Genomic DNA, 18,059 nt, shown 5'->3' with positions numbered 1-18,059 from the left:
CGTTCGACGCGCGTCTTCTCAGCCCATAAAAAAACGGACCCGAAGGTCCGCTTTTTCAGTCGGTCATGCTGCCGAACCGTCTTGATTACAGCCCGGCTTGACGGGTGAAAGACACCGCAGGCTTGCGGTATTGGGCCGGCACCTGATCGCGATAGAACGCACGGCGGTCGAGGCTCTGCAGCGGGTTATGCGCAGTGGCGACTGCTTCCGAACGAACGACCGAGCGCTCGGCAGTCGAAGCGATCACTTGCACGCCGGAGTTGGCACCTTCCGCATACGGGTTGTCGCTGTGCGCAGCAACGACAGCTTGCGATTGCACTTCGGCGCGGCTGGCGATCGACGTCGGCGCATGCACACCTTCATAAGTTTCAGCTTGAGCGGCAGCAGCAGCGAACAAAGTGAGCGCGGCAGCGGCGATGATTTTCGAGGTCTTCATTTCAATTTCCTTCAACTGTTTGGATGATTTCGAACCGGTCTTGGGTGGGTGCCGCTTCCTCGTTCGGATGCGACCTCCTCGCTCGGGGCCCTGTTCACCCAGATCAACTTGTGGGCTGGTCTGTGAGATGAAGTTTGAACCGAGAATGGCAGGGAAAACCCGCAGAAAAAGAACCTCGGCGTTCGCGCCCTGGAAACAATCACCTCTTTATCGGACCGCCTCGATGGACAGCTTCGACCTCATCAAAACCTTCCATGAAGTCGCTGCGCGCGGCAGCTTTTCCCGCGCCGCAACAGCGCTCGACATGTCGAAAGCGACGGTGAGCAAATACGTGGCCGAGCTCGAAACGCGCTTCGGCGTGCGCTTGCTCAATCGCTCGACGCGATCCGTCAGTCTCACCGATGCCGGCCAGCTGCTGCTCGAACGCAGCAAGCCGGTGATGGAGATGGTTGCGCTGACGACTGCCGAGCTGCAGGAGCACGCCAGCAAGCCGCGCGGCCGGCTGCGCGTGTCGGCCCCGCACGGCATGGGCCAGGGCGACCTGCCCAAGCTCATCGGGCAGTTCATGGGCTACTACCCCGATGTGAGCATCAGCCTGCACCTGAGCAATCGGATGGTCGACATGGCGGAGGAAGCCATCGACGTGGCGCTGCGCTTCGGCCCCATCGAAGACGACAACCTGATCGTGCGGCGACTCATGCTGATGAAGCTCGTGCTGTGCGCCTCGCCGCGCTACTGGAAAAAGCACGGCAAGCCGACGCATCCGTCGGAGTTGACGCAGCACGACGCGCTGACGCACTCACGCCTTGGGCTGCATCCGCACTGGCGTTTTCAGGTCGACGGCAAGCCGCTCGATGTGCCGCTCAAGACGCGCATGGACGCGACCGAGGCTGGCCCGCTCATCGAGGTGGCGATGCAGGGCTTCGGCGTGACCTATCTGCCGGCGCTGATCATCCAGCCGCACCTCGACCATGGCGAGCTGGTGCCGGCACTCGAAGAATTCGTTCGGGACGACATGTGGCTGTCAGCCGCCTACCTGCAGCGGCGCCACAACAGCGCGGCGCTGCGGGCGTTTCTGGACTTTCTGGAGACGCGCATCGGCACGCGCAGCACGACCAGAAAGCATTGAGTGCGGCCTTCGCCTCGACTCAGGCCAGGTGCTTGGCAAAGAACGCCAGCGTGCGGTCCTTCGCAAGCTCGGCGGCTTCGGCGTTGTACGACCCGCGCTGCTCGCAGTTGAAGCCATGGCCGCACGCGTAAACGTGCACTTCGACATCGGGATGCGCCTTCTTGAAGGCGTCGACGGTGTCCAGCGGAATCCAATGGTCGTTGTCGCCGAAGTGCGCGAGTACCGGCACCTGCGGCTCCAGCGCACTTTCTTCTGGCGTCGTCATGCCGCCGCCGTAGTAAGGCGCAGCAGCCGAAAGGCCCGACACTTCGGCGGCAGCACGCCAGGTCAGCAAGCCGCCCCAGCAATAACCGACGATGCCGACCTTTCCGGCACGCGCTGCGTAGTCGACCGCCGCTTGAATGTCCTGCAACACGCCCGGCTTGGGGAGTGCTTCGGCCGCGGCCTTCAAGGCTGAGCCCGCCTTCATGTCTTCATCCGAGTAGCCCAGCTCGACGCCCGGCTTCGTGCGCTGAAAGGTCGATGGAGCCACGGCCAGATAGCCCTCGGCCGCATAGCCGTCGGCCACCGAACGAATGTGCGAGTTGACGCCGAAAATTTCCTGCAACACCACGACTGCGCCCTTCGGCGTGCCCTTGGGTTCTGCCACGTAGGCCGGAAAGGTAAAACCGTCTTTGGCGGTGAGATCGATGAATTGACCCATGGTCATGCTCCTTGGTTGGATGGATTTTTCAGGCTCAGTGCCCGCTCGACGAAGTCGAGCCGGTCCTGGCCCCAGAAGATTTCGCCGTCGACTACGTAGCTCGGCGCACCGAAGATCCCGATGTCGATCGCTTCCTGCGTGTAGGCCTCGTAGCGTTCCTGCACGGCTTGGCTTTGCGATTGGTCGTTGCGTTGTTCCGGCAGGTCGCATTCAGCGACCAGCTCGGCAAGCACCTTGGGGTCGGCGATGTTGCGCTCTTGCGCCCACACCGCGCCGAACACGGCAGCGCACAGACGCATGGCCGCCTCGGTGCCGTCCTTGATATCGACCGCGATGATGACTTTGGCCGCGTCGTCGCTGGCCACTGGAAAGAACTTGGGCTTGGGATGCAGCGGCACATCGAGATGGCTCGAGTACCGCGCGAGTTCGACCAGTCGATAAGTCTGGCGTTGCGGTGCCCGTTTGCCGAGCGGCAAGCCGCCCGACACGGGGTAGACGCTGCCCAGGTCGACCGGCCGCACACGCACCGTGGCGCCGGCTGATTTGGCGATAGCGGCGAAGCGCGCGTGACCGAGATAGGTCCACGGGCTCTGCGGCGCAAAGTAGTAATCGATCGTGCGTGTCAAGGGTGTCTCCTCGTGATGTCGCGGTGATGTAATCAGTTTTTAACTGACGCGCAACTTTTGTGCAGGAGGCAGGATTTGGAACAAGTGCTCTTGATCACCGGTGGCAGTCGCGGCATCGGCGCCGCCACCGCACTGCTCGCGGCGCGCCGCGGCTATGCCGTCGCCGTCAACTACGCCAGCCAGCCGCTCGCTGCCGACGAGGTGGTGCGCGCCATTCGCGCCGAGGGCGGCACGGCGATCACCGTGCAGGCCGATGTCGGCGACGAAGCGCAGGTCCTGGCGATGTTCGCGAAGGTCGATGCCGAGCTCGGTCGGCTCACCGCGCTGGTCAACAACGCAGGCGTGGTCGACGTGCAGGCGCGCGTCGACCAGATGTCGGTCGCGCGGCTCGAACGCATGCTGCGCATCAACGTGATCGGCAGCTTTGTCTGCGCGCGCGAGGCGGTGCGACGCATGAGCACCCGTCACGGCGGCGCAGGCGGCGTGATCGTCAATTTGTCGAGCGCTGCAGCGCGCCTCGGTGGCCCGGGCCAGTACGTCGACTACGCCGCGAGCAAAGGCGCCATCGACACCTTCACCCTCGGCCTGGCCAAAGAGGTGGCCGACGAAGGCATTCGCGTCAACGCAGTGCGGCCGGGCTTGATCGACACAGACATCCACGCCTCCGGTGGGCAGCCCGGTCGCGCCGCAGAACTGGCGCCCGGCGTGCCGATGAAGCGCGTCGGCAGCGCGCAGGAAGTTGCCGAAGCGATCGTGTGGTTACTGTCGCCCGAATCGAGCTACACCACCGCGACGGTACTGGACGTCGCGGGAGGACGCTGATGGCCAGCCCGACGATGGATCTCATCAAGCCGATGATCACGCTGCTGGCCATCGTCAACCCGCTCGCCATCGTTCCGTTCTTCATTCACTACACGCAGGAGTTCAACGAGGCGCAAAAGCGACGCACGGTCATCGTGGCTTCGTTCAGCGCGTTCGTGGTGATCGCGGTCAGCGCACTGCTCGGGTTGCAACTGCTCGGGTTCTTCGGCATTTCGATCGCCAGCTTTCAAGTCGGCGGCGGTCTGCTGCTGATGATGAGTTCGCTGTCGATGCTCAACGCCAAACCGGCGGAAGACAAGACGACCAACGAGGAAATCCGGGCGACAGAGGTGAAGGCGTCGCTCGGTGCATCGATCGCGGTCGTGCCCTTGACGATCCCGCTGCTGACCGGCCCGGCGACCATGTCGACGGTGGTGATCTATGCCGAGAAGGCGAAGCACCTCTGGGAGCTTTTCGTGCTGGTGGGTTATGGCGCGGTCATCGCACTGGCGACCGCTGCTGCGTTCTCATTGGCGGAGCCGATTGCCAAGGTGCTGGGCCGCACCGGCATCAACATCATGACGCGGCTGATGGGACTGATCCTCGCGGCTTTGGCTGTCGAAGTGATGGCCGACGGCCTGGGCAAGTTGTTCCCCGTGCTGTTGTCGCGCGGCGCCTAAGGCCGTCATTCGGCTCTCGGCGGCGGGCTTAACGCGGCAGCTGATCGACCCACGCGACCATCTCTGCAATCGCCGCATCGCTCGCTGCCGCCAGCGCCTTCACGCCGCCTGCAGCATCGCCGGTCGGTGCCGGGCGCTGCGCGTTGAAGCTGCGCTGCCCAAGCACCCTGTCGCCGCCCGCCGTGCTTTGAACCAGCGTCGCGCGCAGCCGCACCAACCCCACGCTCGAGCCTTGCGATTCGAAGTACTGGCTGAACTCGTCGAGCGAGATCCGCAGCGTGTCCGGCACCTTGCCGTCGCGACGCGCGATGGTCGCGCTCTCTTCCGGCCCAAGCACAGTGCGACGTGCCGACAGCGCTTCACGCAAACGCTGCCGCAGCAACTGCGTCGGCGCGACGCTCCAGCGCGACTGACCGTACGGCTTGAGTTCGTTGGCATCGGCATAGCCCAATCGATAGTTCAGCTGGGTGCCATCGAGCCTCGTGTTGGCATCGATCTCCGGCAAAGAGATGGGCGGCATCACGGTGCTCGTCGTGGCAGATGGCGTACCGAGCCCCGGCCCGAAGTCGTAGAGCGCCGCGCGCGGTGGCTTGTCGGGCAATGCGCCGCAACCTGCGATCAAGAGCGCGAGCAGAGCCGGCCCGAAGGCAGACGGCAGTACAAGCCGAGCGACTGAATCGATTGGTTTCATGTGTTCCCCTTCAAGGGCGCGCTGCGCTGTTGGCGGCCGGCAGTGCGGAAGCCGGAGGCAGTGCGAAGCCGGGCTCACCCGGTCCGGCTGCGGCACCGCCGTTGCCGAACAAGAGCGATTGCGGGTTGTCGTTGATGCCGTCGGCCGCGCGGCCGAGCCGGCGTACCGCGCGCGAGGTGTCGTCGGCCACGCGATTGACGCGCGGCAGCGTCGCGGTATTGAAAGAATCCACTGCCTGACCCAGCGCCTGCGTGCCGCTCGCCAATCGGTCGAGCGCACCGTCTTTCTCGTTGACGCGGCTCACCGTCGAATTGAGGTTGTTCGCCACCCGCGACACATCGGTGGCGGCGGCCTTCACGCGCGTCAACGCATCGGGCATGGCCTTGAGCGCCGGATCGAGCGACGTCTTGACGGTGTTGTCGAGTCGCTTGGTCAGATCGTTCGCGCTGCCAGCCGCTTGCGCGATGTTTTCGAGCGCGTCGGCGAAGCGCTTTTGGTTGGTATCGCCGAGCAAGGTGTTGGCGCGCTTCGTCACTTCCTCGACCTGGTTGATGATGGCTTCGCCGCGGTCCTGCAACTGCGCGAGGGCCGATCGCTTGAGCGGAAGGCGCGGCGGATCGTCGTTGTTGGGTACCAGCGCCACGGTCGATCCGCCCTTGTCGTCCAGCGCTATAAACGCCAGGCCGGTCACGCCTTGGTAGCTCAGCGTCGCGTAGCTCGATTGCGTGAGCGGCACGCGCTCGTCGACACTGATGCGCACCCGCACGTTGCCCTTGCGCTTGGGGTCGAAGTCGATGAGCGTGACCTTGCCGACCGCGATGCCGCGGTAGCGCACCATGGCCTGCGGCTGGAGACCGCTCACCGCATCGCTGGTCGACAGTTCGTAGATATTGCGCACGGTGTTGTCGCGCGTGAACCAGACCACCAGCCCTACGAGCAAGGCGATAAGTCCGAGCACGAAAGCACCGGCGGCAATGGCATGGGCCTTGTTTTCCATGGGCAGTGTTCTCTTTCTTTCTAGCCCGCGTTGGCGGGCCGTGCAATCGGCGGGGTCGCACGTTTTTCGTGCAACGCCTCCATGGCGCGCTGGCCGCGTCCGCCGAGAAAATATTGGTGGATGAAGGGGTGCGGATAGGCGATCACATCGCGCGCTTCGCCGGTCACGATCACCTTATGGTCGGCCAGCACCGCGATGCGCGTGCTGAGGTCGAACAGCGTGTCCAGATCGTGCGTGACCATGACCACCGTGAGGCCGAGTTCACGGTGCAGGCCCCGCAGAAGATCACAAAGCTCATCGGCGCTCTCCGGGTCCAGGCCGGCCGTCGGTTCGTCCAGCAACAGCAGCGGCGGATCCATGATGAGCGCACGCGCGAGCGCCACCCGCTTGATCATGCCGCCCGACAACTCCGACGGGCTGCGGCCTGCGTTCTCGGGCCCCAGGCCGACCATCTGCAACTTGACCATTGCGGCGTCGCGGATGAGTTCGTCGGGCAGCAACTTCAATTCGCGCAACGGAAACGCGATGTTCTCCAGGACGCTGAATGCAGAGAACAGCGCGCCGTGCTGAAACAGCATGCCGACGTTGGCTGCACCCGTCGCGCTGAGCTTGCCGGGCGCCTCGCCCAGCACCTTGACATCGCCCTTCGTCGGTTGCTCGAGCCCGAGCATTTGCCGGAGCAGCACGGTCTTGCCGGTGCCCGACCCGCCGACCAGCGACAGGACCTCGCCCCGCTGGATGACGAGGTCGAGGTCGCGGTGCACCACCTGGTCGCCTTCCGGGCTCTTGAACACCGTCCAGAGCTTGCGGATTTCGACCACGGGCACGCTCGGATCGACGAAGCCTGTCACGACGAAAACCCCACGCCGCGGAACAGGACCGCGAACAATGCATCGACCAGAATCACGATGGTGATGGAGGTCACCACCGACGACGTCGTGCCCTTTCCCAGACTTTCGGTGTTGGGCTTGACCTTCATACCGAAGTAGCAGCCGACCAGCGCGATCAGGATGCCGAACACCGCCGACTTGGCGAGCGCGAGGTACAGGTTACCGATGGGCACCGCCCGCGGCAGCGCCGACAAAAAGAAGGCGGGCGAAATATCGAGCGCAGCCTCGGCGGCCAGCATGCCACCCGCCAATGCTGCCATCGACGTCCAGAGGCTGATGAGCGGCATGGCAATGGCCAGTGCCAGCACGCGCGGCATGACAAGCCTGAAGCCATGCGGGATGCCCATCACGCGCATTGCGTCGAGTTCTTCGGTCACCCGCATCACGCCGATCTGCGCGGTGATCGCCGAACCGGAACGCCCCGCGATCAGCACCGCGGCAAGAACAGGCCCGAGTTCACGCACCAGAGAGAGTCCGAGGATGTTGACGATGAAAGTTTCAGCGCCGTACTGCCGAAGTTGCTGCGACGTGAGGTAAGCCAGCACCACGCCGATGAGCAAGCCGACCAGCGCGGTGATCGGCAAAGCAGTAGCGCCGAACTGGTACAGATGCCCGGAAAAGTCGCGCCACGGCCCCCGGTGCGGCGCACGAATGAGCTTGCCGATATCGAGCGCAAGCTGTCCGATCATCCGGGTGAACTCGCCCGCTACGATCATCAGGCGCGGGCCGTTGAGCGCGAAAGCCTTGAGGCGATCGGCTAGCGTCTTGGGCGGCTCGTCGGGTGTGCTGCAGGTGTACCGCGCCACCTGATCGAGCACGGCCTTCTGCTGATCTGACATTTCCAGCGATGCGGGCCACGCGTTGTGCCAATGGCCCCACAGGAGCTGCGCGCCGATGTGGTCGAGTTGCTCGATCGGGCGCAGATCCCAAGCGGTTTCGTCGCTCGCCGGCGCAGCTCCGAGGCTCTTCGACAGCGCCTCCCAAGTCGACGTTCGCGACATGGCCAGCGCAGTCCAGCGTCCACTCGCGACGTTCAGCCGGTGCCCTTGCTCATCGTGCCGCACGACACGCGGCAAAACGCTTTCGGCGTCGGGCGCAGGGATCGGTGCAGCGGCTGGCGGCATGGGTTCGGTCGGTTCCTGAGGCGGCTCGTTTGAAGGCGGGATTCATCCTAACCGCAGGGTGCGTCAGGGCTGCACGGAAAAGCCCGGCGCAAGCGCACCACGCAGCCATTCGACGAATGCCGCAACTGCCCGGGGCACATGCGTCGCGTAGGGCCGGATCGCGTAGAGCTGCTCGCCGAACGCACCCACTGGCCGCCACTGCGCCAGCACCTCGACCAGCTTGCCCGCCTGCAGGGCCGACTGCGCACTGAAGTCCGGCATGAGCGCGATGCCCAATCCCGAGAGTGCGGCATCGCGCAACGCCTCGCTGTTGTTTGCCGCAAACGGGCCCGACACGGGCACGGTCAGGCGCTGGCCGGCGAGCTTCCCCATCGTCGACATCGCGGCCTTCGCCTCGAAGTGCCACGCCGGCGTGTCCTTCACACGGGGATAGTGCAGGCAGTCGTGCGAGGCGAGGTCATACGGTTCTCGGGGCACGCCACGACGCCGCAGATAGGCGCGGCTCGCCACCAGCACCGATCGTGTGGCGCAGAGCGTCCAGGCCACGTGTGTGTCGGGTGGCGCAGCGGTGTGGCGGATCGCCAGATCGAAGCCTTCCATCGCCAGCGAACTGAGCCGATCCGACAGGTCGAGCTCGATGCGCACGTCAGGATGCGCCCGCAGAAACTCAGCGATGCGCGGTACCAGTTGCTGCCGCGCAAAGGCGACCGGCGCGGTTACGCGCAGCAGCCCGGTCGGTACGCCGGCCAGGTCGCGCACGCTGGCGAAGCTGTGCGCGATCTGTTCGAACGGCGTGCGCATGTCGTCGACCAGCCGCTGCCCCGCTTCGGTCAGTCGCACGCTGCGGGTGGTGCGCTGGACCAGTTGCACATTGGCAGCGCGCTCCAGCTCGGCGATGCGCTGGCTCATCGCGGCCTTGCTCACACCGAGCCGTTGCGCCGCCGCGGTGTAGCTGCCCTGCTGCGCCAGCACGGTGAGCCAGTGCAAATGCATCCAGAGCGCTTCGATCTTTTGGGGTTCCATGGATGCATTGTTCACCATAGCGAACAATGCGTTCAGTGTTTGCGCCTTGGCGGCCGAGCTTGCGCTGCCTAAACTCCATCATCCCTGGCGGCTCCGCGCACGCTGTCCATCAACCTTTTCCGCCCCAAGCGAGACACCCGATGCAAATCACCAAGACACCGATCGATCACTTCATCAACGGCCGCATGGTCGCCAACGCGTCCGGCCGCAGCCAGGATGTGACCAACCCGGCCACCGGCATGGTGACGGGCGCCACCGGCCTGGCCAGCGCGGTAGAAGTGAATGCCGCCGTGGCCGCGGCGCAAGCCGCGTTCCCCGCCTGGGCCGACACGCCGCCGATTCGCCGCGCTCGCGTGCTCTTCAAGTTCCTGGACCTGCTCAATCAGAACAAGGACGAGCTCGCCCACCTCATCACCGCCGAGCACGGCAAGGTATTCACCGATGCGCAGGGCGAGGTCTCGCGCGGCATCGACGTCGTCGAGTTCGCCTGCGGCATCCCGCAATTGCTCAAAGGCGACTTCACCGACCAGGTTTCGACCGGCATCGACAACTGGACGCTGCGCCAGCCGCTCGGCGTGGTCGCCGGCATCACGCCTTTCAACTTCCCGGTGATGGTGCCGATGTGGATGTTCCCGGTCGCCATCGCCGCTGGCAACACCTTCATCTTGAAGCCGAGCCCGACCGACCCGAGCGCCTCGCTTCGCATGGCCGAGTTGCTGAAACAAGCCGGCCTGCCCGACGGTGTCTTCAACGTGGTGCAGGGCGACAAGGTCGCGGTCGATGCGCTGCTGGAACATCCGGACGTCAAGGCGATCAGCTTCGTCGGCTCGACCCCCATCGCCAACTACATCTACGAAACCGGCGCCCATCACGGCAAGCGCGTGCAGGCATTGGGCGGTGCCAAGAACCACATGGTCGTAATGCCTGATGCTGACATCGACCAGGCGGTCGACGCGCTCATCGGCGCCGGCTTCGGCTCGGCCGGCGAGCGCTGCATGGCGATCAGCGTGGCGGTGCTGGTGGGCGACGTGGCCGACAAGCTGATGCCCAAGCTGATCGAACGGACCAAGACGCTCAAGGTGCTCGACGGCGAGAACCTCGCAGCCGAGATGGGCCCGATCGTCACGCGCGCCGCGCACGAACGCATCACCGGCTACATCGACCTGGGCGAGAAAGAAGGCGCCAAGCTCGTGATTGACGGCCGCCAATTCGACGGCGCCAAGGCCGGCAAGGGTTGCGACGACGGCTTCTGGATGGGCGGCACGTTGTTCGACCACGTCACGCCCAAGATGCGCATCTACAAGGAAGAGATCTTCGGTCCGGTGCTCTCATGCGTCCGTGTTGGCGATTTGAAAGAAGCGGTAGACCTCATCAACGCGCATGAGTTCGGCAACGGCGTGAGCTGCTTCACCCGCGACGGCAACGTGGCGCGCGAGTTCAGTCGCCGGATTCAGGTCGGCATGGTCGGCATCAACGTGCCGATTCCGGTGCCGATGGCATGGCACGGTTTCGGCGGCTGGAAGAAGAGCCTGTTCGGCGACATGCACGCCTATGGCGAAGAAGGCGTGCGCTTCTATACGAAGCAGAAGAGCATCATGCAGCGCTGGCCTGAGAGCATCGGCAAGGGTGCAGAGTTCGTCATGCCCACGGCAAAGTAAGCTCCGAATACAGCCCGAGGCACGGCACACCGTCCCGGGCTTTTTTGTTTGATCTGGAGACAACGGCTTGAGCAACGACACCACTTTCGACTACATCGTCATCGGCGGCGGCACGGCCGGCGCGCTGATGTGCAACCGGCTCACGCAGCACTCGCAAAAGCGCACGCTGCTGATCGAGGCGGGGCGCAAGGACGATTACCACTGGATTCATATCCCGGTGGGCTATCTGTATTGCATCGGCAATCCGCGCACCGACTGGCTCTACAACACAGAGCCGGATGCCGGCCTCAACGGGCGCACGCTGCGCTATCCGCGCGGCAAGACGCTCGGTGGTTCGTCGTCCATCAACGGGATGATCTACATGCGCGGGCAATCACGCGACTACGACCAGTGGGCCACGCTCACCGGCGACGACGCCTGGCGCTGGGAGAACGTGCTGCCCGCTTTCAAGCAGCACGAGGACTACTACCTCGGTGCCGACGAGATGCATGGCGCCGGCGGCGAGTGGCGCATCGAAAAGCAGCGGCTGCGGTGGGACATCCTCGATGCTTTTGCACTGGCGGCGCAAGAGGCCGGCATTCCGCACAGCAGCGACTTCAATCGCGGCAGCAACGAAGGCGTCGGCTACTTCCAGGTCAACCAGAAGGACGGCTGGCGCTGGAATACGGCCAAGGCCTTCTTGCGGCCGGTTTGCTACGGGCGGCCCAATTTCGAGATGTGGGTCAGCGCGCAGGTGACCAAGCTCATCGTCGAGAAGCAGGCCGACGGAAGCCAGCGCTGCACCGGCGTGCAGGTGTGGGACGGGCACGAGATGGTGATCGCGCATGCGACGCAAGAAGTGGTGCTGTGCGGCGGCGCCATCGGCTCGCCGCAGATCCTGCAGCTCTCGGGCATTGGACCCGCGGCGCTATCGCAGGAACATGGGATTCCGGTCGTGGCCGACCTGCCCGGCGTCGGCGGCAACTTGCAAGACCACTTGCAGATTCGCGCGGTGTTCAAGATCGAAGGCGCACCGACACTCAACGTGTTGGCCTCGTCGCTCTTCGGCAAAGCGAAGATCGGCCTCGAATACGTGATGAAGCGCAGCGGCCCGATGAGCATGGCGCCGTCGCAGCTCGGCGCCTTCACGCGCAGTTCACCCGAGCACGAATGGCCGAATCTCGAGTACCACGTGCAGCCACTGTCGCTCGATGCTTTCGGCGAGCCGCTGCACAGCTTCCCGGCCTTTACCGCGAGCGTGTGCAACCTGAACCCGACCAGTCGGGGCACCGTGCGCATCAAGAGCCCGCGCTACCAGGACGCGCCGGCGATTTCGCCCAACTACCTGAGCACCGACGAAGACCGCAAGGTCGCGGCCGATTCGCTGCGCGTCACGCGTCGCATCGCGGCCCAACCGGCGCTGGCAAAGTACAAGCCCGAAGAGTGGAAGCCCGGCGTGCAGTACCAGACCGACGACGAGCTCGCACGGCTGGCGGGCGACATCGCAACCACCATCTTCCATCCGGTCGGCACCGCCAAGATGGGCGCCGACAGCGATTCGATGGCCGTACTCGACTCCCGCATGCGCGTGCGCGATGGGCGCGGCAATTTGATCCATGGCCTGCGGGTGGTCGACGCCAGTGCCATGCCCACGATCACCAGCGGCAACACCAACAGCCCGACGCTGATGATGGCGGAGAAGGCCGCAGGCTGGATGCACGAAGAGGCCGTGGCCGGCGCCAAGTCGAGGAGCGCCGCAATTTAGCTGGGGCTCACCGCAATCCACCCACATAGCGCGGGGCGCCTTTCGAGATCACCGGCGCCAGCCCGGCCTTCGCAGCCGCCGCCTTCACCCGTGCTTCGAGCGCCAGCGGCGCCATCGCAAATTCGAGCCCCGTGGCGATGGCCGCCAGATCGAGATCGCTCGTCGCCGTGGCGTGCGCCCGCGCAATGCGCACTATCGCTGTCGCGTACTCGACGTTGACGGACATCCACTCTGTGTCGGTCACGCGGCCGGTCTTCCGGCGCAGCGCCACGTGCAGTCGGGCCGCTGCGGCTATGCGATCCTCTTCGGTCATGTCGTTGTGATCCTTCAGGTGCCGATGCGCTCGCGCTGCTGGCCGAGGTCGAGGCCCACCGCTTCGGTCTCGTCGCTGACGCGCAGGCCGACCACGATGTGGACCACCAGCAGCACCAGCCCCGTGCCGATGGCGCTGTAAAGCGCGACCGCGCCGATGGCAAGCGCCTGTACGCCCACGTGGCCGGTTCCGCCGGAGATGCGGCTGTCTGCGAAGACCCCCGTCAACAGCGCGCCGACGATGCCACCGATGCCATGCACGCCGAAGACGTCGAGCGAATCGTCGGCCCGGAGCACGCGCTTGAGCGCGGTTGCACCCCAGTAGCAGGCCAGCCCGGCGATCAGACCGATGGCCACTGCTGCGGGCGGCGTCACGAAGCCCGCAGCCGGCGTGATCGCCACCAGGCCTGCCACCAGGCCAGAACACAAGCCTAGTAACGACGGGCTGCGCCGTGTCGTCCACTCGCCGATCATCCAGCTCAGCGCGCCCGCCGCTGCGGCAAGGTGCGTCACCAGCATCGCAAGCCCGGCTCGGCCATCGGCCGCCACGGCAGAACCAGCGTTGAATCCGAACCAGCCCACCCACAACAGGCCGGCACCGACCATCGTCAACGCCAGGCTGTAGGGCTCGAAAGACTCGCGCCCGTAGCCGCGGCGCGGGCCGACCGCATAGGCACACACCAGGCCCGCCACGCCCGCGTTCACGTGCACCACCGAGCCGCCGGCGAAGTCGAGCACCCCCATTTGGGCGAGCCAGCCACCCGGCTCCCAGACCCAGTGCGCGATCGGCGCATAGACGAGGACGCTCCAGAGCAGGGCGAACCAGAGCACCGCCGACAGCCGCATGCGCTCCACGAACGAGCCAACGACGAGCGCACAGGTGATGATGGCGAAGGTCAGCTGGAACATCGCATACACCGACTCGGGGACATTCGGCGCGACATGGCTCACCGCAACGGTGCCCGCTTCTTTCAGATAGTCGAAGCCGGCAAACCAGAAGCGGCTCGTGCCGCCGAGCCATGACGAGCACGCAGTAAACGCCAGCGAGTAGCCCATCGCAAACCAGGTGATCGACACGGCGGCGGCGACGACCAGCACACTGGCCATCGTGTTCAGCACGCTCTTGCGCCGCACCATGCCCGCATAGAAAAGCGCGATGCCGGGCAGCGTCATGAGCAGGACCAGCGCGGTCGATGTCATAAGCCAGGCGGTGTCGGCGCCATTGAGGGACGCTTGGGGAACCAGTGCCATCGGAAAGAGCCAATCGGGAATTTGGGACGCTCTTTGCCTGCACGAGTCGTGCCATTTGTTAACTTCCAGAAACAAACTCACGTCGCCAACGTGACGCCGCGCACGCTTTAGAGCGGGTTACTCCTAATGCACTACCTCGGTGCGACAACCTAAAGTCTCGCCACTCGCAAGCGGGCACGTCCCGGCTGTCGAGGGTCTGAGGAGACAAAGCTTCCGACTGTTAAACAATAAATATTCAAGGCACCCATTCGAGATGCCTGAATACCTTTTCGAAGCGCCGCTGGTCGGCGCTTTTTTTTGCGCGCTTCACAGACGCTTGCATGGCGGCATATAGCTACCGCAGGTCCTGGCCAGATGGTCAGCACTCACCAACAAACGGCCTTCTAACTTTCCGACGGTGCTAGACCATCTGCCGCCGAGGCCGCGGCGATGATTCCACCATCCGGCGGATGTGGACGGCAAGACGGCTTCCTAGACTGAAATCCCCCACTCACAGGAGATTTCGTCATGCCGATTCATCTGACCAAACCGCTCGCCTGGAAAAAGGCCGACTCGGACGAGCTCAAGTTGCTGCAGGCCCTGCAGGGCAACATCCTCAAGGGCCACGGGCGAGAGTCGACTGCCGATATCTTCTTCAAGTTCGGCCCGGCAGCAAAAGACTCGAAACGCATGTTGCGCGACCTCGCGAACTTTCATGTCGTCAGCGCCCATCGGCAATTGCTCGACGCGGAAAAATTCAAGGCGAGCAAGAAGTGCGACGGCGGCGGTCCGTTCGTGCACCTGGCGCTGAGCTTTACCGGCTACCAGGCACTTGGCCTTGCCGCGAGCGCCCCGACCGACACAGATTTCCGCGGCGGCATGAAGGCTGCCAACAGCATTTCAGCGCTTGCCGACCCGGCCGTCACCGCTTGGGAAACGCCGTTCCAGAGCGATATCCATGGCATGGTGCTCGCAGCCGACGAAACGGAGGGCAAGACGGCCGCACTGGCCGCAAAGGTCAAAGAGCTCATCGAAGACGCGGGCGGCACCATCGTCCACGTCCAGCATGGTCGGGCCTTGAAAAACGCGCGCGGCGACGGCATCGAGAACTTCGGCTATGTCGACGGCCGCAGCCAGCCCCTGATGCTGCAGGAAGACATCGACGCCGAGACCTCCGCCACAGGCTCGTCGCGCTGGGACCCGGGCTTTCCGCTCAAGCTGGCGCTGGTCGACGACCCCGGCGTGACCGACACGTTCTCCTTCGGCAGCTTCTTCGTGTTCCGCAAACTCGAACAGGACGTGCGCGGATTCAAGACGCGAGAGCAGGAGATTGCGGACGTGCTCGAGCTCGAAGGCGAGGACCGCGAACTCGCCGGCGCGATGATCGTCGGCCGCTTCGAAGACGGCACGCCAGTGACGCTCTCCAAAGACGCACGGGACGACGATCCACCGAATAACTTCAACTACGACGGCGATGCCGGCACGCGTTGCCCGTTTCATGGCCACATCCGCAAGACCAACCCGCGCGGCAGCGGCAACGCCGAGACGCCGGCGCTCGAACGCATGCACCTGATGGCGCGACGCGGCATTCCGTACGAAGACGTCAGACGCGATGTGCATCCGTCGGAGCTGCCCGACTCCGGCAGCCTGGCCGAGTTCACCGCCGACGTGGCGCCCTCGTTGCCGACAGGTGGCGTGGGCCTCCTTTTCATGGCCTACAACCACAAGATTGGCGACCAGTTCAAATTCACCCAGCAAACCTGGGTCAACCTCACGCAGTTTCCGCTGCAGCCCGGCAGCCCGCACGGCATCGATCCGGTCATCGGCCAAGGGCCCAACAATCCGGGCGACCAAAAGCTGCCCAAGACCTGGGACGACACAGCGGAAGGCTTTGCCAACAATGCGCCGTTCGCAGGTTTCGTGAAGATGAAAGGCGGCGAGTACTTCTTTTCGCCCAGCCTGACCTTCCTGAAAAATCTCTAGGCGGTCGTCTGGGTGCGTGTCAGGGAGCCGTGGATCAGGGCGCAGTCGCCGGCGTCGCGGCCACAGTCGGCCAGGCGACTTCGCTGGCGACGCGTGGCTTGCCCATAGGCGCCGCTGCCTTGCCGGTCTTGATGGCTTCCATGTCGGCTTCGCTCGGGTACTGGTCCATCAACCAGTAGTCGAACACCCGGCGCGCGATGGGGGCTGCGGCACCGGCGCCCCAACCTGCGTTTTCGACCACCACCGCCACCGCGATTTTCGGGTCATTGGCCGGCGCGAACGCCATGAACAAAGCGTGGTCGCGCTGGTGCTCTTCGAGGGACTTGGCGTTGTACTTCGTGTTTTGTGCCTGCGTCACGGCCTGCGCGGTGCCGGTCTTGCCTGCTGCAACGTAGCCTGCGCCGGCGAACACACTGCGCGCCGTACCGGCCGAGATCACTGCCATCAATCCGTCGCGCACCACCGACACGTTGGCAGCGCTGAAGCCGAGGTTGATGGCCGGCGGCTGCACTACCGACGTCATCTGGCCGGTGACCGTGTCACGCGTACCCAGCACGAGATGCGGCTGGTGCTTGATACCGCCTTCGGCAACGATCGAGGTGGCCTGCGCCAGCTGCAGCATCGTGAAGCTGTTGTAGCCCTGGCCGATACCGAGCGAAATCGTTTCACCGGCGTACCACTTCTTGGCCTCGGGCCGCTTGTAGGCGTTGCGCTTCCACTCCTGACTCGGCAGCACGCCGCGCAATTCGCCACTCAGATCGATGCCGGTGATCTGCCCGAAGCCGAGCGGCTTCATGAAGTCGTGAATCAGGTCGACGCCCATCTCGTTGGCGAGCGAATAGAAATAGATGTTGCTCGACAGCTGGATGGCGCGCCGCATGTCGACGCCGCCCAGGTTGCCCTCGGGGCTGCCGAAGCGGTGCCCGGCAAAGTTGTAGTAGCCGGGGTCGTTCACGATCACATTCGGCCCGCGCTTGCCGGTCTGCAGGGCGGCCAGTGCCATGAAGGGCTTGTAGGTCGAGCCGGGCGGGTAGGTGCCGCGCAGCGCACGGTTCAGCAGCGGCTTGTCGAGCGACTCGCTCAGTTCTTTCCAGCTCTCGGTGTCGATGCCTTCGACGAACAGGTTGGGGTCGAAGGTCGGCTTGCTGACGAAGGCCAGAACTTCGCCGGTCTTGGGGTCGATCGCCACCAGCGCGCCGCGCCGGTCACCGAACATGTCTTCGACCATCTTCTGCAGCTTGATGTCGAGCGCCAGCATGACGGTGTTGCCTGGCGTCGCCGGATGGCCCGCCAGTCGCCGCACGGCGCGACCACCAGCCGAGGTTTCCATTTGCTCGACGCCCGTCAGGCCGTGCAGCTCTTTCTCGTAGCTTTGCTCGACGCCGAGCTTGCCGATGTATTCGGTGCCTTTGTAGTTGGCGAAGTCCTCGTCTTCCCAATCTTCCATCGCCGCTTTTTCGGTCTGGTTGATGCGGCCGATATAGCCGAGCACATGGCTCGCGATCTCGCCGTTGGGGTAGTTGCGAAAGAGCCGTGCCTTGATCTCGACACCCGGAAAGCGATAGCGCTGTGCCGCGAATCGCGCCACTTCTTCGTCGCTAAGGCGTGTGCGAATAGGCACCGAATCGAAGCTGCGCGAGTCTTCGCGCAGGCGCTTGAAGCGGCGTCGGTCGCGCGGCGTGACATCGACCACCTCGGCCAGGCCATCGATGGTCGCATCGACATCGACAGCCTTCGACGGCGTGATCTCCAGGGTGTAGGCCGAGTAGTTCGACGCCAGGATGATGCCGTTGCGGTCGAGGATGAGGCCCCGGTTGGGCACCACCGGCACAACGGCCGTGCGGTTATTTTCAGCCTGTTCGGCCAGGTCTTCGTGCCGCACGACTTGCAGGTACACGAGCCGCATGCACAGCAGGCCGAAGGCCACCAGCACCGCGAGCCCGGTGACGATGACGCGGCGCTTGAAGCGCGCGACCTCGGCAGCGACGTTGAGTATTTCAGTCATGGGGCAAACGAGCTTAGGCGGGATGCC

General features: G+C 64.5%; 17 protein-coding genes. 6 read left to right on the top strand and 11 right to left on the bottom strand.

Annotated features, from left to right (window positions below; genetic code table 11):
- Positions 1 to 85 precede the first annotated feature (85 nt).
- The gene (locus tag RCH10_RS10370) at positions 86 to 436 is read right to left on the bottom strand and encodes an alpha/beta hydrolase (protein WP_323497319.1); all 351 of its coding nucleotides are present in this window, start codon (positions 434 to 436) and stop codon (positions 86 to 88) included.
- 223 nt (positions 437 to 659) lie between these two features.
- Here RCH10_RS10370 and RCH10_RS10365 point away from each other — a divergent pair, with 223 nt between their 5' ends.
- The gene (locus tag RCH10_RS10365) at positions 660 to 1,565 is read left to right on the top strand and encodes a LysR family transcriptional regulator (protein WP_323497217.1); all 906 of its coding nucleotides are present in this window, start codon (positions 660 to 662) and stop codon (positions 1,563 to 1,565) included.
- 19 nt (positions 1,566 to 1,584) lie between these two features.
- Here RCH10_RS10365 and RCH10_RS10360 read toward each other — a convergent pair whose 3' ends face one another.
- On the bottom strand, positions 1,585 to 2,268 hold the full coding sequence (locus tag RCH10_RS10360) for a dienelactone hydrolase family protein (protein ID WP_323497218.1): 684 nt from the start codon (positions 2,266 to 2,268) through the stop codon (positions 1,585 to 1,587).
- Positions 2,269 to 2,270: 2 nt separating this feature from the next.
- Positions 2,271 to 2,894: a 2-hydroxychromene-2-carboxylate isomerase gene (locus tag RCH10_RS10355; RefSeq protein ID WP_323499873.1), complete on the bottom strand. Its 624-nt coding sequence runs from the start codon at positions 2,892 to 2,894 to the stop codon at positions 2,271 to 2,273.
- A 75-nt stretch (positions 2,895 to 2,969) separates the two neighbouring features.
- Between RCH10_RS10355 and RCH10_RS10350 the strand changes: the two genes are divergently transcribed.
- Together RCH10_RS10350 and RCH10_RS10345 are read left to right on the top strand one after the other, a co-directional pair.
- Positions 2,970 to 3,716, top strand: a complete 747-nt coding sequence (locus RCH10_RS10350; protein WP_409052301.1) for an SDR family oxidoreductase — start codon at positions 2,970 to 2,972, stop codon at positions 3,714 to 3,716.
- Between the two features lie 14 nt (positions 3,717 to 3,730).
- The gene (locus RCH10_RS10345) at positions 3,731 to 4,375 is read left to right on the top strand and encodes a MarC family protein (RefSeq protein ID WP_187054834.1); all 645 of its coding nucleotides are present in this window, start codon (positions 3,731 to 3,733) and stop codon (positions 4,373 to 4,375) included.
- A gap of 28 nt (positions 4,376 to 4,403) precedes the next feature.
- On the opposite strand, the gene RCH10_RS10340 is transcribed toward RCH10_RS10345, so the two are convergent.
- From RCH10_RS10340 to RCH10_RS10320, 5 genes are all read right to left on the bottom strand, one after another.
- A complete protein-coding gene (locus RCH10_RS10340; protein ID WP_409052300.1) occupies positions 4,404 to 5,066 on the bottom strand; it encodes an ABC-type transport auxiliary lipoprotein family protein in 663 nt (220 codons plus the stop codon).
- A gap of 10 nt (positions 5,067 to 5,076) precedes the next feature.
- Positions 5,077 to 6,063, bottom strand: a complete 987-nt coding sequence (locus RCH10_RS10335; protein WP_409052299.1) for an MlaD family protein — start codon at positions 6,061 to 6,063, stop codon at positions 5,077 to 5,079.
- A gap of 20 nt (positions 6,064 to 6,083) precedes the next feature.
- The gene (locus RCH10_RS10330; protein ID WP_409052298.1) at positions 6,084 to 6,914 is read right to left on the bottom strand and encodes an ABC transporter ATP-binding protein; all 831 of its coding nucleotides are present in this window, start codon (positions 6,912 to 6,914) and stop codon (positions 6,084 to 6,086) included.
- Positions 6,911 to 8,077 carry an MlaE family ABC transporter permease gene (locus tag RCH10_RS10325; RefSeq protein WP_409052297.1) on the bottom strand — a complete coding sequence of 389 codons (1,167 nt, stop codon included), beginning with the start codon at positions 8,075 to 8,077 and terminating at the stop codon, positions 6,911 to 6,913. Before RCH10_RS10325 ends, RCH10_RS10330 begins: the two co-directional genes overlap by 4 nt.
- 63 nt (positions 8,078 to 8,140) lie before the next feature.
- On the bottom strand, positions 8,141 to 9,100 hold the full coding sequence (locus tag RCH10_RS10320; protein WP_409052296.1) for a LysR family transcriptional regulator: 960 nt from the start codon (positions 9,098 to 9,100) through the stop codon (positions 8,141 to 8,143).
- 140 nt (positions 9,101 to 9,240) lie between these two features.
- On the opposite strand from RCH10_RS10320, the gene RCH10_RS10315 reads away from it, so the two are divergent.
- Together RCH10_RS10315 and RCH10_RS10310 are read left to right on the top strand one after the other, a co-directional pair.
- Complete coding sequence (locus RCH10_RS10315; RefSeq protein ID WP_409052295.1) at positions 9,241 to 10,758, top strand: CoA-acylating methylmalonate-semialdehyde dehydrogenase; 1,518 nt, start codon at positions 9,241 to 9,243, stop codon at positions 10,756 to 10,758.
- Between the two features lie 127 nt (positions 10,759 to 10,885).
- Entirely contained in the window at positions 10,886 to 12,502 is a 1,617-nt protein-coding gene (locus tag RCH10_RS10310; protein WP_409052476.1) for a GMC family oxidoreductase, read from the top strand.
- A gap of 7 nt (positions 12,503 to 12,509) precedes the next feature.
- Here RCH10_RS10310 and RCH10_RS10305 read toward each other — a convergent pair whose 3' ends face one another.
- Together RCH10_RS10305 and RCH10_RS10300 are read right to left on the bottom strand one after the other, a co-directional pair.
- Entirely contained in the window at positions 12,510 to 12,815 is a 306-nt protein-coding gene (locus tag RCH10_RS10305; protein WP_409052294.1) for a hypothetical protein, read from the bottom strand.
- 14 nt (positions 12,816 to 12,829) lie between these two features.
- Positions 12,830 to 14,065 carry an ammonium transporter gene (locus RCH10_RS10300; protein ID WP_409052293.1) on the bottom strand — a complete coding sequence of 412 codons (1,236 nt, stop codon included), beginning with the start codon at positions 14,063 to 14,065 and terminating at the stop codon, positions 12,830 to 12,832.
- A 507-nt stretch (positions 14,066 to 14,572) separates the two neighbouring features.
- Here RCH10_RS10300 and RCH10_RS10295 point away from each other — a divergent pair.
- Positions 14,573 to 16,027, top strand: a complete 1,455-nt coding sequence (locus tag RCH10_RS10295; protein ID WP_409052292.1) for a Dyp-type peroxidase — start codon at positions 14,573 to 14,575, stop codon at positions 16,025 to 16,027.
- 34 nt (positions 16,028 to 16,061) lie between these two features.
- On the opposite strand, the gene mrdA is transcribed toward RCH10_RS10295, so the two are convergent.
- On the bottom strand, positions 16,062 to 18,032 hold the full coding sequence (gene mrdA, locus RCH10_RS10290) for a penicillin-binding protein 2 (protein ID WP_409052291.1): 1,971 nt from the start codon (positions 18,030 to 18,032) through the stop codon (positions 16,062 to 16,064).
- Between the last annotated feature and the right edge of the window lie 27 nt (positions 18,033 to 18,059).

It is taken from the genome of Variovorax sp. GrIS 2.14 (genome assembly GCF_046115955.1).
In the GTDB taxonomy this organism is placed as follows: Bacteria; Pseudomonadota; Gammaproteobacteria; order Burkholderiales; family Burkholderiaceae_C; genus Variovorax.
Note: the sequence above shows the minus strand (reverse complement) of the source record. Positions and strands in the feature narration are given on the sequence as shown.

What these genes read in the sequence shown, in the direction of transcription:
- mrdA (WP_409052291.1), bottom strand. Translation starts at nt 18,032, where the DNA reads ATGACTGAAATACTCAACGTCGCTGCCGAGGTCGCGCGCTTCAAGCGC.
- RCH10_RS10345 (WP_187054834.1), top strand. Translation starts at nt 3,731, where the DNA reads ATGGATCTCATCAAGCCGATGATCACGCTGCTGGCCATCGTCAACCCG.
- RCH10_RS10320 (WP_409052296.1), bottom strand. Translation starts at nt 9,100, where the DNA reads ATGGAACCCCAAAAGATCGAAGCGCTCTGGATGCATTTGCACTGGCTC.
- RCH10_RS10340 (WP_409052300.1), bottom strand. Translation starts at nt 5,066, where the DNA reads ATGAAACCAATCGATTCAGTCGCTCGGCTTGTACTGCCGTCTGCCTTC.
- RCH10_RS10295 (WP_409052292.1), top strand. Translation starts at nt 14,573, where the DNA reads ATGCCGATTCATCTGACCAAACCGCTCGCCTGGAAAAAGGCCGACTCG.
- RCH10_RS10310 (WP_409052476.1), top strand. Translation starts at nt 10,886, where the DNA reads ATGTGCAACCGGCTCACGCAGCACTCGCAAAAGCGCACGCTGCTGATC.
- RCH10_RS10315 (WP_409052295.1), top strand. Translation starts at nt 9,241, where the DNA reads ATGCAAATCACCAAGACACCGATCGATCACTTCATCAACGGCCGCATG.
- RCH10_RS10305 (WP_409052294.1), bottom strand. Translation starts at nt 12,815, where the DNA reads ATGACCGAAGAGGATCGCATAGCCGCAGCGGCCCGACTGCACGTGGCG.
- RCH10_RS10325 (WP_409052297.1), bottom strand. Translation starts at nt 8,077, where the DNA reads ATGCCGCCAGCCGCTGCACCGATCCCTGCGCCCGACGCCGAAAGCGTT.
- RCH10_RS10365 (WP_323497217.1), top strand. Translation starts at nt 660, where the DNA reads ATGGACAGCTTCGACCTCATCAAAACCTTCCATGAAGTCGCTGCGCGC.
- RCH10_RS10300 (WP_409052293.1), bottom strand. Translation starts at nt 14,065, where the DNA reads ATGGCACTGGTTCCCCAAGCGTCCCTCAATGGCGCCGACACCGCCTGG.
- RCH10_RS10370 (WP_323497319.1), bottom strand. Translation starts at nt 436, where the DNA reads ATGAAGACCTCGAAAATCATCGCCGCTGCCGCGCTCACTTTGTTCGCT.
- RCH10_RS10360 (WP_323497218.1), bottom strand. Translation starts at nt 2,268, where the DNA reads ATGGGTCAATTCATCGATCTCACCGCCAAAGACGGTTTTACCTTTCCG.
- RCH10_RS10335 (WP_409052299.1), bottom strand. Translation starts at nt 6,063, where the DNA reads ATGGAAAACAAGGCCCATGCCATTGCCGCCGGTGCTTTCGTGCTCGGA.